Source organism: Candidatus Pelagibacter sp. PS_44, from assembly GCF_059417735.1.
In genome coordinates, this window is the sequence record NZ_CM182063.1 from 568,517 (window position 1) to 581,500 (window position 12,984).

General features: G+C 30.2%; 14 protein-coding genes and 2 tRNA genes. 6 read left to right on the plus strand and 10 right to left on the minus strand.

Annotated features, from left to right (window positions below):
- Positions 1 to 48 precede the first annotated feature (48 nt).
- Positions 49 to 366 carry a HesB/IscA family protein gene (locus AC5SLO_RS03160; protein ID WP_494573732.1) on the plus strand — a complete coding sequence of 106 codons (318 nt, stop codon included), beginning with the start codon at positions 49 to 51 and terminating at the stop codon, positions 364 to 366.
- Positions 366 to 1,142, plus strand: a complete 777-nt coding sequence (gene xth, locus AC5SLO_RS03165; protein ID WP_494573733.1) for an exodeoxyribonuclease III — start codon at positions 366 to 368, stop codon at positions 1,140 to 1,142. Before AC5SLO_RS03160 ends, xth begins: the two co-directional genes overlap by 1 nt.
- On the opposite strand, the gene AC5SLO_RS03170 is transcribed toward xth, so the two are convergent.
- The 3 genes from AC5SLO_RS03170 to AC5SLO_RS03180 are packed head-to-tail and all read right to left on the minus strand — an operon-like array spanning position 1,134 to position 2,909.
- Positions 1,134 to 2,132: an Ldh family oxidoreductase gene (locus AC5SLO_RS03170; protein WP_494573734.1), complete on the minus strand. Its 999-nt coding sequence runs from the start codon at positions 2,130 to 2,132 to the stop codon at positions 1,134 to 1,136. The genes xth and AC5SLO_RS03170 overlap by 9 nt on opposite strands.
- Before the next feature lie 16 nt (positions 2,133 to 2,148).
- Positions 2,149 to 2,547, minus strand: a complete 399-nt coding sequence (locus AC5SLO_RS03175; protein WP_494573735.1) for a hypothetical protein — start codon at positions 2,545 to 2,547, stop codon at positions 2,149 to 2,151.
- Positions 2,547 to 2,909, minus strand: coding sequence for a Fur family transcriptional regulator (locus AC5SLO_RS03180; protein WP_494573736.1), 363 nt, complete (start codon positions 2,907 to 2,909; stop codon positions 2,547 to 2,549). The genes AC5SLO_RS03175 and AC5SLO_RS03180 overlap by 1 nt, the downstream gene beginning before the upstream one ends.
- A 112-nt stretch (positions 2,910 to 3,021) precedes the next feature.
- On the opposite strand from AC5SLO_RS03180, the gene AC5SLO_RS03185 reads away from it, so the two are divergent.
- Both AC5SLO_RS03185 and AC5SLO_RS03190 read left to right on the plus strand, forming a co-directional pair.
- The gene (locus AC5SLO_RS03185) at positions 3,022 to 3,243 is read left to right on the plus strand and encodes a DUF6552 family protein (protein WP_494573737.1); all 222 of its coding nucleotides are present in this window, start codon (positions 3,022 to 3,024) and stop codon (positions 3,241 to 3,243) included.
- Positions 3,240 to 3,311 (plus strand): arsenate reductase/protein-tyrosine-phosphatase family protein, encoded by a 72-nt coding sequence (locus tag AC5SLO_RS03190; RefSeq protein ID WP_494573780.1) that lies wholly within the window; start codon positions 3,240 to 3,242, stop codon positions 3,309 to 3,311. Before AC5SLO_RS03185 ends, AC5SLO_RS03190 begins: the two co-directional genes overlap by 4 nt.
- On the opposite strand, the gene AC5SLO_RS03195 is transcribed toward AC5SLO_RS03190, so the two are convergent.
- Genes AC5SLO_RS03195 through AC5SLO_RS03205 form a run of 3 tightly spaced genes read right to left on the minus strand, consistent with a single transcriptional unit; the run spans position 3,304 to position 8,854 of the window.
- Positions 3,304 to 4,509, minus strand: coding sequence for a sugar phosphate nucleotidyltransferase (locus tag AC5SLO_RS03195; protein WP_494573738.1), 1,206 nt, complete (start codon positions 4,507 to 4,509; stop codon positions 3,304 to 3,306). The genes AC5SLO_RS03190 and AC5SLO_RS03195 overlap by 8 nt on opposite strands.
- Positions 4,509 to 6,227 carry a dihydroxy-acid dehydratase gene (gene ilvD / locus AC5SLO_RS03200; RefSeq protein WP_494573739.1) on the minus strand — a complete coding sequence of 573 codons (1,719 nt, stop codon included), beginning with the start codon at positions 6,225 to 6,227 and terminating at the stop codon, positions 4,509 to 4,511. The genes AC5SLO_RS03195 and ilvD overlap by 1 nt, the downstream gene beginning before the upstream one ends.
- Positions 6,227 to 8,854, minus strand: coding sequence for a valine--tRNA ligase (locus AC5SLO_RS03205; protein ID WP_494573740.1), 2,628 nt, complete (start codon positions 8,852 to 8,854; stop codon positions 6,227 to 6,229). The genes ilvD and AC5SLO_RS03205 overlap by 1 nt, the downstream gene beginning before the upstream one ends.
- A gap of 128 nt (positions 8,855 to 8,982) precedes the next feature.
- On the opposite strand from AC5SLO_RS03205, the gene AC5SLO_RS03210 reads away from it, so the two are divergent.
- Both AC5SLO_RS03210 and AC5SLO_RS03215 read left to right on the plus strand, forming a co-directional pair.
- Positions 8,983 to 9,056 (plus strand) — tRNA-Cys (locus AC5SLO_RS03210).
- Between the two features lie 50 nt (positions 9,057 to 9,106).
- Positions 9,107 to 9,182: transfer RNA gene (locus AC5SLO_RS03215), tRNA-Asn, on the plus strand.
- A 52-nt stretch (positions 9,183 to 9,234) separates the two neighbouring features.
- Here AC5SLO_RS03215 and AC5SLO_RS03220 read toward each other — a convergent pair.
- The 4 genes from AC5SLO_RS03220 to AC5SLO_RS03235 form a co-directional block, all read right to left on the minus strand.
- Positions 9,235 to 9,606, minus strand: a complete 372-nt coding sequence (locus tag AC5SLO_RS03220; protein ID WP_494573741.1) for a helix-turn-helix domain-containing protein — start codon at positions 9,604 to 9,606, stop codon at positions 9,235 to 9,237.
- Positions 9,607 to 9,778: 172 nt separating this feature from the next.
- Positions 9,779 to 10,513, minus strand: a complete 735-nt coding sequence (locus AC5SLO_RS03225) for an amino acid ABC transporter ATP-binding protein (RefSeq protein ID WP_494573742.1) — start codon at positions 10,511 to 10,513, stop codon at positions 9,779 to 9,781.
- 3 nt (positions 10,514 to 10,516) lie between these two features.
- The gene (locus tag AC5SLO_RS03230; RefSeq protein WP_494573743.1) at positions 10,517 to 11,797 is read right to left on the minus strand and encodes an amino acid ABC transporter permease; all 1,281 of its coding nucleotides are present in this window, start codon (positions 11,795 to 11,797) and stop codon (positions 10,517 to 10,519) included.
- Complete coding sequence (locus tag AC5SLO_RS03235; RefSeq protein ID WP_494573744.1) at positions 11,797 to 12,942, minus strand: amino acid ABC transporter permease; 1,146 nt, start codon at positions 12,940 to 12,942, stop codon at positions 11,797 to 11,799. The genes AC5SLO_RS03230 and AC5SLO_RS03235 overlap by 1 nt, the downstream gene beginning before the upstream one ends.
- Between the last annotated feature and the right edge of the window lie 42 nt (positions 12,943 to 12,984).

A 12,984-nucleotide genomic window follows, 5' to 3' on the forward strand; every position in this document is an offset into this window, starting at 1 on the left:
TTTAAATTCAATAAATTGATATTATAATAGTAATATCAGTGTTGTGTTATGTTTAAAGAAATTAAATTTACAGATAAAGCTATAAAACAGATTAATAATTTGCTCTCCAAAAAATCTCCTGGTTCTTTTTTTAGAATCGCTATTAAAGGTGGTGGATGTTCTGGTTTTCAATATGAATTTACTTTTGATAATGAGATATCTAATGATGATCTAAATTATGAAAAAATTCTAATAGATAAAACTTCAGCTGATTTATTAAAAGGATCTGAAGTAGACTATGTTTCAGAACTAATTGGTGATCAATTTAAAATTTCTAACCCACAAAGCAAATCTTCTTGCGGTTGTGGTGTTTCATTTTCTATATAATGGTTATCACATCTTGGAATGTTAATTCTGTTAGAGCAAGAATTGAAAATATTAAAGAATACCTTCAAAAATTTTCTCCTGATGTTGTTATGATGCAAGAAATTAAAACACAAGATGAGACTTTTCCCTATGATGATTTTTCAGCATTAGATTATGAAAGTTTTGTATTTGGTCAAAAAAGTTATAACGGTGTTGCTATTATATCTAAGCATAAACTAGAAAATGTTAGAATAGATTTGATTAAAGACAAATTGAAACAATCTAGAATTATTTCAGCAGAATTAAAATATAAGAAAAAAAATATACAAATAATTAATATTTATACGCCAAATGGCAATCCAGTTGATACAGAAAAATATTCTTATAAAAAAATGTGGTTAGATAGTTTGATTAAACAACTAAAGTCTCTTTCAAAAAAAAATGAAAATATTATTTTAGCAGGTGATTTTAATATTCTTCCTTCAGCAGAAGATGCTTATAATATTAAAGGGTTTGAAGATGATGCTTTATACCGACTTGAGATAAGAAAAAAATTTAGAGAAATAATTAATTTAGGATTTCATGATGCTTACCGTCATATTCATGGTGGAACAGAAGGATATACTTATTGGGATTATATGAGAGGTGCTTGGCAAAAAAATAATGGATTAAGAATTGATCACTTCTTAGTATCAAATTCTTTATTAAATATAGTTAAGAATGTTAATATTAACAAAGACCCCAGAGGAAAAGAAAAACCTTCAGATCACACCCCTATTGAAATTGAATTAGCTTAAAGATTTAATTTTATTAACAAGTTCTTCATTAATATTTCTTGGTCCTTTATCTAATCTATTTTTATGCCTTCTTTCACCTGGAAGTCTAACCCCATCCATAGCTGACATTTTACTAAAAAATTTATCAGCATGTTTATCCCAACCTTTATCGGAAATTTTATCTGGTGAGATTGCTATAATAAATTCACCACCACTTGGCGGACCACCATCGTTATTATCTTTAGCAGCAGTTTCAAAACTAAAATTTTCTCCAATTAATGCTCCAGCTAATAACTCAACCATCATTGCTATACTAGACCCTTTATAACCACCAAATGGAAGTATAACTCCACCATCGGCAATTTCTCCAGGATCAGTTGTTTCTTTGCCTTCTTTAGTTAAGCCTGTTCCAAGGGGAACTTTGTGTCCTTCTCTTTTTGCAATCTGAACTTCACCCATTGCCATTGAGGCAGTGGCCATATCATAGACAACTGGAGTTTTACCTGGTCTAGGCCAAGCAAAAGAAATTGGGTTTGTGCCATATAAAGGTTTCGTAGCACCAGCTGGAGCAACAGCAGGCTTATAAGACGTACAAGCGATACCGACTAGGCCAGCTTCGGCAATAGCTTCAGTTTCAGGCCAAAGGGCTGCCATGTGATGTGAATTTTTTATAGCTAGAACTGCTACGCCATTTTTTTTTGCTAATTCAATAACAGCGGGTAGTCCTAAACTTAAAACCATAGGAGCAACTGCATTATTACCTAATACTTTAATAATACTTGGAGCAACATTTTCTAATTCAGGTCTTGCTTTACCATTAATCTTTTTACTTTTTAAGCCCGCAACATAAGCAGGTAATCTAAACAAACCATGAGACACAGAGCCGTCTCTTTCAGCTCTCATAATTGTGTCAGCTAAAATACTAGCATTCTCTTCATCACAACCATTAGCTAATAATGTTTTTTTTGCTAAATCAAAAATTTCATTTAATGTAAGGGAAACTGTACTCATTTCCCTATTAGATATTTTATTTATGCTTGGTTTTCAAATCTTTTTTTAGATCTTCATGATCACCTACAACAGTGTGATACTGACTTTTTGTTACATATTTTTCTAAAAAAGGTACGGATAAAAGAGGTAAAAAACCTCCAAGCACAATACCAATAGCTGCACTTTTTAAATCAGGATCAAGTAAGGCCGCTATAAAGTCTGCTATAATATGAGCTAAAACTATTCCAATTATTCCAGCAATTGCACCATTAGAAATTAATTTTAAAAAACGGTTTATACTCCAACCTGAATAAAAACCAATTAATGGAATTAAAGTATGCACAAAACCAAATATAAATCCTCTTAATATTTCGTATTCTTCTATAAGTTCTTCTAAAAAATGAAGAAATTCTGGTAATTCGTGCGCGTGTTCCATTAGTTACATCTCCTACATATTGTTGAAACTTCAAGCTGAAAATTACTGAAGTCATAATTTTTAATTGGGTTTTTTTTAAATATTGTTTCAAATAATTCTGATTTAAGCTCTTCTGTGTCTCCACAATCTCTACAAATAGCTATAGATGGATTATGTTTAACATGCTCATGACTGCACAATACATACGTTTTATTCTGATTGGATTTATGTATCTTGTCTTCTTCAATTAGTTTTTTTAAAGATCTGTAAACAGCCATTGGTTGTATCTTTTTAAATTTTTGAAATTTATCTAGTATTTCATAGGCAGTTAAATGCTTCTTCGATTTCTTAATTATATCAAAAACTATATCATTATTATTCACTATGTGATGTTATAACATAACATTTTTTTTTGTCAATACCCTGCTAATAAAGATTTTTGTATCTGTTATAATTGTAATAAAATTCTCATAAAACTTACATATAGAGGAGATTATGTTTATTAAAAAATACCTTAAATGGATCAGTACTGCTTTAGTGTTAACTGGAATATTATTAACTAATTTAAATATCTATCCTATCAATATTTACTTTCATGGTTTAGGTGTGGTTGGGTGGACTGTTGCAGGATTTTTATCAAAAGATAGAGCAATACTAACTAATTTTGGTTTACAAATACCACTATTCTTAATTGGAATTTATAAAATTATTTTATAAAGAAAAATATCTTATTCGTTTGTACAGGTAACATAGCTAGAAGCATAATAGCTGAAAGTATTATTTAATACGGCCGTATATATCTTGATATCTAACAATATCTGTTTCTTTAAGAATTGATCCTATTTGTGCTTCCATAATTTTGACTGGTTTCTTTCCAGGGTTTTGAATTCTATGAATAGCCTGCAATGGAATAAATACATGTTCATTAGGCTTTTTTATGAACTTATTTTTATTTAAAGTTATTTTTGGATTTCCTTGTGTAACTAACCAATGTTCGGATCTATGATGATGTTTTTGAAGGCTTAAAATACCTTTAGGTTTAACGAATAATTCTTTAATTAAGAATTCTTTTCCTTCAAACAAATTAGTATACCTACCCCAGGGTCGATAATAAACATTTTTTTTCTTAGCATATTTATTTTTGTTTTTGTCATACATTTTTAAAATCTCTTTCCAACTTCCAAGATCAGACCAAGGTATATCTAATTTAATACCATTAATTTTTTTTGTTTTTTCTAAAATTGCATAATCAAAAGATTTAGCAGTTGCTTTAATAAATGACGCTTTATTTAAATAATAAGTATTATTTTTAAGTTTTGCTTTTTTAATAGAGTTAACACAATTTTTATAAATAATTGGCTGGTGTTTTTTAAAATTATTTATTATTGAATCTTTTCTAAGGAAAAACATTCCTGAATTCCAATAACCTTTTTGTTTTATAACCTGTTTAGCTTTAGCTTCTTTTGGTTTTTCAATAAATTTAATTACTTTATTAACATTTCCTTTAATTTTTTTAGTTACAAAATATCCATATTCACTTGATGGAGATGTTGGTTTTATTCCAAATATAAAAATATTTTGATCAGTTAAATTTGATTTATTTCTATTAATTGCTTTATTAAAAATACTCATCTTTTCAATCAAATGATCGGCTGTAAAAAACATTAACGGTTGATCATCAGGAATATCTTTAATTAGAGCTGTGCTTAAAATAGCTGGAGCTGTATTTCTTTTTGCTGGTTCTAATACAATTTTAAATTTCTTAATCTTATTTTTTTTAAGATGTTGTTTAACTTGTTTTAAATATTTTTTATTAGTGCTTATAATTGGTGAGTCATAAATGGACGCTTTAGTTCTTTCTAAAGTTTTGCCTAATAAAGTCCAATTACCAAAATCAATAAATTGTTTTGCTTGATGACTTTTTGAGTTAGGCCAAAGTCGAGTTCCAGCACCACCACATAAAATGACTGGACGAATTTTCATTAAATTTCTGAATAATCCTTAACTTCTTTTTTCTTACCAGGATGAGTTGGAGCACCTAAATAAGCGGGTCCTACTGTTTGCGCATATTTCCACAGTGTGCCAGAACCAAAATCTGATTTTCTTGGTTTCCATTTTCTTTTTCTTGAAGCTAATTCTTTTTTAGATAGTCTGACATTAATTGAACCTTTTTTAGCATCAATATCAATTATGTCTCCATTACGTAGTAGTGCTAAAGGGCCTCCTAGAGCCGCCTCAGGGCCTACATGACCAACACAAAACCCTCTCGTAGCTCCTGAGAACCTTCCATCAGTTATAAGGGCAACTTTCTCACCCATGCCTTGACCGTAAATTGCACCAGTAGTTGATAGCATCTCTCTCATACCTGGGCCTCCAACAGGACCTTCATAACGAATGATGATAACATCCCCTTCTTTGTACTTTCTGTTTTGAACAGCTGACATTGCATCTTCTTCATTATCAAAACATCTAGCTTTACCAGTAAATTGTAATTTTTTAAGTCCAGCAATTTTAACAATACCGCCATCCGGTGCTAAATTTCCTTTTAAACCAACTACACCACCATCTGGAGATAATGGATTATCATATTTTCTTAAAACTTTTTGCTTAGGATTAAATTTAATATTTTTTAAATTTTCCTTCATAGTTTTTCCAGTAACCGTCAAACAATCACCATGAATAAAACCTCCATCATGCAGTGTCTTTAACAACATAGGAACACCACCTGCTAACCACATATCTTTTGCAACATATCTTCCTCCTGGTTTTAAATCAGCAAGGTAAGGAGTTTTTTTAAATATTTTAGCAACATCCATTAAATCAAATTTAATTCCAGCTTCATTAGCAATTGCTGGTAAATGTAATGCAGCATTAGTGGATCCACCAGTTGCAGCAACTATGGTTGCAGCATTTTCTAAAGCTTTTTTTGTTACAATATTTCTAGGTTTAATTTTTTTCTTTAAAAGATTCATGACAGTTTTACCACTAGCTTTGGCATACTTATCTCTTTCCTCATATGGAGCAGGAGTTCCTGCAGAATATGGTAAAGCAAGTCCTATAGCTTCAGATACACATGCCATAGTATTTGCAGTAAATTGCCCTCCACATGCTCCAGCACTTGGACATGCAACTAATTCTAATTTTCTAAGTTCTGCTGATGACATTTGACCAGATGAATGTTTTCCAACAGCCTCAAATACATCAACAACTGTTACATCTTTTCCTTTGTATCTTCCTGGAAGAATTGAGCCTCCATATATAAACACACTTGGTACATTTAATCTAACCATTGACATCATCAATGCTGGTAAAGATTTATCACATCCAGCGATACCAACTAATGCATCATAACAATGGCCTCTTACAGTAAGTTCGGCAGAATCTGCTATTACCTCTCTTGAAATTAAAGAAGATTTCATTCCTTCATGACCCATTGCAATTCCATCTGTAACAGTAATTGTACAAAATTCTCTAGGTGTACCACCATTAGCTCTAACACCTTTTTTAACAGATTGAGCTTGTCTCATTAGGGCAATATTACAAGGCGCCGCTTCATTCCATGTAGAGACAACTCCTACAAATGGTTTTGCTACATCTTTTTCAGTTTCACCCATTGCATAATAAAATGATCTATGAGGAGCCCTATCTGCACCTAAAGATGTATGTCTACTTGGAAGTTTCTTTTTGTTAAATTTTGCCATTATATACCCTTAATTGTTACTGATATTTTATCAATATCATTCTTTAAATTATTATAATTAGTTTTTTCCTGTTCAACAATCTCTTTTGGTGCTCTATCTACAAAACTTTTATTTTCTAATCTTTGAGATATCTTGTTCATTTCGTCTTGAATTCTATTTTGTTTGCTAGTTAAATTTTCTTTTATAAGTTTTAAATCAACATCTTTGTCAAAATAAATTTTAAATAAATCGCCTAAAACGACCAAAGTTGCAGCTGGTTTATCCAAATCATCACTAAGAATATTATTTATTCTTCCTAATTTTTTAAGGATAATTTCATTATTATTAATAAAATCTTTTTGATCGTCATTAATATTATTTATGGACATATCTATAAATGAACCAGGGCTTACATTTAGCTCATTTTTAAATGATCTAATTTCAGATATGATGTTTATAATATTCTCAACTTGTTCAGTATTATTGTCTTTATTGATCTTTCCAGTTGGCCAATTAGCATGCATTAAAAAATTTTTACTAGAATTATCAAACTTATTTTTAAGCCAAATTTCTTCAGTAATAAAAGGAATGAAGGGATGCAATAAAATCAAAATTTGCCTGAATACATAACTTGAAACTTTTTTAACTTCAGATTTTGCCCCTTCATTATCTGAAAACAGTATTGTCTTTGATAATTCTAAATACCAGTCACAATAAGAGTGCCAAGCAAATTGATAAGCATTTTTTGCTGCCTCATCAAATCTGTAGTCTTTTAAATTTTTCTCAATTTTTGACTTTGCTTCAATAAGTTCTGCATAAATCCATTTGTTAATATTAACTGATAAATTTGGAATTTTATCGATATTGGTAAAATCACATTTATTTGTTATTAAAAAATTATTAGCATTCCAAAGTTTATTAAGGAAATTTCTATATCCTTTAACCCTATCTTCAGAAAGTTTTACATCTGTGCCTGGAGATGCCATTGAAAGTAGAGTAAATCTTAATGCATCAGCACTATATTTTTCAATTAAATCTAAAGGATCAATTACATTTCCTTTTGATTTTGACATTTTTTGTCCCTTCTCATCTCTTACTAATGCATGAACATAAATATCTTTAAAAGGTTCTTTATTTAAAAATTCTGTGCCAAACATAATCATTCTTGCAACCCAAAAAAAGATAATATCAAAACCTGTAACTAGAACAGATGTTGGGTAAAATTTTTCAACATAATTTTTATCCTCAGGCCAGCCTAAAGTTGCAAATGGCCAAAGACCAGATGAAAACCAAGTATCCAAAACATCTGCATCTCTTATTAACTCAACATCTTTACCATAATGATTATAAGCTAATTTTTTTGCTCCTTCTTCATTGTAAGCTACAAAGATTTTTTTATCTGGACTGTACCAAGCTGGTATTTGGTGACCCCACCAAAGTTGTCTTGAGATACACCATGGCTCAATATTGTTCATCCATTGAAAATAAGTCTTTGACCAATTTTCAGGAAAGAAATTTGTCTTTTTTGAGCTAACAACTTCTTTAGCTTTAACAGATAATTTTTCTGCATCTACAAACCATTGTTCGGTTAAAAATGGTTCTATTATTGAATTTGATCTATCCCCATATGGAACTTTATTCTTAATATTTTCTTCTTTTACAAAAAATTCTTTTTCTTTAAGTTCTTTTAAAATTCTCTTTCTTGCCTCAAATCTATCTAATCCAATATATTCTTTGGGAGCATTTTCATTAATTTTACCAGCTTCTGTAAAAATATTAATAATCTCAAGATTGTTTCTTTGTCCAACATCATAGTCATTAAAATCATGAGCTGGAGTAATCTTTAACGCTCCTGTTCCCTGTTCAGGATCTGCATAATCATCTTCTATAATCTTAATCTTTCTGCCAACAATTGGTATCGTTACTACTTTGCCAATAAAATCTTTAAATCTTTCATCTTTTGGATTTACAGCAATCGCAGTATCTCCCAACATTGTCTCAGGTCTAGTAGTTGCTATTGTTATAAACTCATCAGTCCCGTCTATTGGGTATCTAATGTAATAAATTTTAGAATTAACCTCTCTTTGATCAACTTCAAGATCAGAAATTGCAGTTTTTAAAACAGTGTCCCAGTTCACTAGTTTCTTATCTTTGTAAATTAAATCTTTATTATAAAGATCCACAAAAACCTTAATTACCGATTTAGATAGATTTTCATCCATTGTGAAGGCATTACGTGACCAATCACAAGAACATCCAAGTTTTTTTAATTGATTAATAATAATGTCACCATATTGTTCTTTCCATTCCCAAACTTTTTCAATAAATTTTTCTCTACCAATTTCATTTTTATCAATCTTTTCAGCTGTTAGTTTTCTCTCAACTAAAGCTTGAGTGGCAATACCAGCATGATCTGTTCCTGGCTGCCATAAAGTTTCATAATTATTCATGCGGTGATATCTAACTAAAAGATCTTGAATAGAATTATTCAAAGCATGACCCATGTGGAGGCTGCCTGTTACATTTGGTGGAGGTATAACAACAGAGAATTGTTTTTTATGTTTTACTGGTTTAAATAAATTATTTTTTTCCCAATAAGAATAAATTTTGTCTTCAACGTCAGTATGTATGTATTTATCGTTACTCATAGATGATTATAAGTTTATAATTTAATAATATGAATTAACAATAATCATTTTTGAAGGCTTATTTGGTAGACTAATTTTATATATTTAATATATAAAAGGTTCTGTTTTGCTTAAAATATAGATACGATGGCAACGTGGCGGAATGGTTACGCAGAGGATTGCAAATCCTTGTATCCCAGTTCGATTCTGGGCGTTGCCTCCAAAAAAAATCTTGTTTTACTTTGAAAAAAAAGTAAGTTGAGTTTTTAATATTCCTCGGTAGCTCAGTTGGTAGAGCAGTTGACTGTTAATCAATTGGTCGCAGGTTCGAGTCCTGCCCGAGGAGCCAATTCAATAAAAATTTTATTTATAGATCTGTTTTAGGGTCTTGTATTATTTATTTATCCAACTTTGGAAATACCTGCGTTAGAAGCCTGTAAAGATTTACTAAACTTTAATTTTTGATCATTATTTAATTCTGAATAAAGCTTAACTAAAAAATTATAATTTACAGTCATATGGTTTTCATTAGATCTTTCAAGATTGATCAAATATTCTGAAAAATCTTCAAAAAAATAATTAACAGGAACTTTTAGATAATTTGCTAATTGAAGTAACCTTATAGAGCTAACTCCATTAGTTCCTTTTTCATATTTTTGAATTTGTTGAAATGTAACGTTGATTGCTTTTGCCACCTTAGTTTGAGTTAAACCTAAAGCTAATCTTCTAAGCTTTAGTTTGTTACCCAAATGTTTGTTAAAATTATCTTCCATTAAGACCCCTCTTAAATTTGTTTTATAAATTTATATTGAACAGATTTTTACTAAATAGCGCAATAAAAAAATTTATTATTTTGTATAAATTTAAGTGATATATGGAATGAGTGTCAAGAATATAAAAAATGAATTTATCAAAATTCTTGTTGATAATTAGACAAAAATTGAGCTATAAAATTTGACTTAAAAATAATTTTGTTCGTTCGCTTTTTGGATTTGCAAAAAAATCTTTAGTGGATGCTTTTTCTACAATCATTCCCTCATCCATAAAAATCATTTGGTCAGCAACTTCTTTAGCAAAACCCATTTCATGCGTAACAACTATCATTGTCATACCTTGTTTAGCTAAATTAACCATTACATCTAATACTTCTTTAATCATTTCAGGATCTAAAGCTGAAGTTGGTTCGTCAAACAACATAATTTTAGGCTCCATACAAAGTGCTCTAGCAATTGCTACTCTTTGTTGTTGACCACCAGAAAGTTGTCCTGGAAATTTTTGAGCTTGATCTAAAATTTGAACTCTTTCTAAGTGCTTTAATGCTAACTCTTCAGCCTCTTTTTTGGGCATTTTTTTTACCCAAATGGGAGCAAGTGTGCAATTATCTAAAATTGATAAATGAGGAAAAAGATTAAATTGCTGGAATACCATTCCAACTTCAGCTCTTACCTGTTCAATATTCTTAGTGTCTTCAGAAATTTCAGTTCCATCTACAATGATTGATCCTTTTTGATGTTCTTCTAATCTATTAATACATCTGATTAATGTAGATTTTCCAGAGCCAGATGGACCACAAACAACAATTTTTTGTTTTGGTTTTACTTCAAGATTTATATCTTTTAAGACTTGAAAATCACCAAACCACTTATTTACATTTGTAATTTGAATAATTGAATCTGACATAATTTATCTATCTGTTTTATATTTTAATTCTAATTTTTGACTATATTTACTCATACTATAACAAATAATCCAGAATATTATTCCAGCAAATACATATCCTTCCATTGAAAATCCTAGCCATTTTGGATTTGTTTTAGCTAAATTCAACATGCCAACAACCTCTAAAAGACCTACTACAAAAATTAGTGGTGTATCTTTTACAAGTGCTAAGAATGTATTGGCTATTCCTGGGATTACTAATTTTAATGCTTGTGGAAGAATAACAAATATATGAAGTTTCCAATAACCCATACCAAGTGACTTAGCAGCATCATACTGGCCTCTTGGAAGTGCTTGTAGACCACCCCTAATAACTTCTGCTGTATAAGCTGCTTCAAATAAAGTAATCGCTACAACTACTCTAATAAGTTTATCTACATATGTTCCATCAGGCAAAAACATTGGAAACATTACAGCTGACATAAATAAAACTGTTATTAAAGGTACGCCCCTCCAAAATTCAATGAATGAAAGAGATGAATATTTAACAATGGGTAAATCAGATCTTCTACCAAGAGCCAACATCATCCCTATTGGGAAGCAAAAAATTAAAGAGAAGAAAGAAACAATAAAGGTTAAAGATAAGCCACCCCACGCACCTGTTTCAACCCACTCAAGTCCAAAAGAACCTCCAGAAATTAAATAATAAATTAGGATAAAGGAAATAATTGGTAATATAAGGGTGTAATAAAGAGAAAGATAATTTCTAAATTTAGCAGGTACAAAAAATCCAGCTGCCATAAAAGCTAATACAGCAACAAATGTTGCATTAATTCTCCATTGTTCAGCATTAGGATACATTCCATACATAAATCTATTAAACCAAACTTTAATATAAACCCAGCAAGCGCCACCGCCTGTACACGCTTCTTTTGTGTCCCCTGAAATATTAGCATCAAAAATGAACCAATTTAATAATGGAGGAAGTGAAAATATTATAAGAAAAATAATACACAAACTCAAGGCAGCATTGAAATTACTTGGGTTAATATTCTTATTTAGGCTATCTAAAACTTTAATACCTGAAAATTCAATTCTAATAAAATGAAGACCAATGACCCCAAAGATTAAAGGGGTAAAAAAATTAATAAACCTGGGTAAGAAAGAGGTAATATTTGTACCTAAGAAATTATTTAAACAAAAATCAAAAATACCTAAGAAAAAAAATAAAGCTCCAACAATTAGAGATGTGTTTCTACTTAATTGGATTTTAGATTTTGGTAAATCAATATTTTTTGAATTCATTATTTTTCCTTAATCGCTATTCTTTGGTTGTACCAATTCATTAATAATGAAATTGCTATACTAATAGTTAAATATGTGGCCATTGTAATACCAACAATTTCAATTGCTTTTCCTGTTTGCATCATCGCAGTACCCGCAAAAACCAAAACTAGATCTGGATATGCAATTGCAGCAGCTAAAGAAGAATTTTTAGTTAAATTTAAGTATTGATTAGTAGTTGGAGGTATAATTATTCTTAATGCTTGAGGCATAATTACTAATTTCAAAACTTGACTTGGTGTTAAGCCAATTGATGCAGCAGCTTCTTTTTGCCCTTTACCAATACCTTGAATACCTGCTCTAACATTTTCTGCTATAAATGTTGCCGTATAGAGTGTTAAAGCTAAAGTTAATGCAATTAGCTCTGGTGGTATACCCATACCCCCATCAAATGTATAAGAAGATTGAGACATTTTTCTTAGCTCTGGAAAGCTGAAAGATAAATCAACACCACCAACTAAAAATGTTAAAAGCGGCAGTCCTATAAAAATAAGTAATGAAATTATTAAAACTGGTAACTGCTTACCTTCTTGTTCTTGTTTCTTTTTTGCAAATTTTACAAAAAAGAATACTAAAAAAAGCGCAACAACTAATGTTGTTAAAAAAACATCAAAATTTGTCCATATTGGTGCTGGTGTATATAAACCTTTGATGCTCATGAAAGAGGACCCTAATATCATTGTTGCATCTTGAGGCATTGGCAGTGCTCTTAGAGCGGCAAAATACCAAAAGAAAATCTGTAATAATAATGGAACATTTCTAAAAAATTCTATGTAAAAAGAAGAAGTTTTTCTAATCAAATAATTTGGCGACAATCTAGCAACCCCAACAATTATACCTAGTATTGTCGCAAGAATAATTCCGATGAAGGCAACTAATAAAGTGTTAAGCAAACCAACAAGATATGCTCTAGCATAAGAATGTGATCCATCATAATCAATTAAAGAAAATTGTATATCAAATGAAGCTTCTTGAGTTAAAAAACCAAAACCAAATTCGATACCTCTTGTGTCCATGTTCTCTTGGGCATTCATGGTAAAGAAACCAAATACTAAAACTATAAATAATAACGTTAATAGTTGAGGTAAGAATTTTTTTAATTTCATTTGAAGGGTATTATAAAAAAAGGGCTAGATAAATCTAGCCCT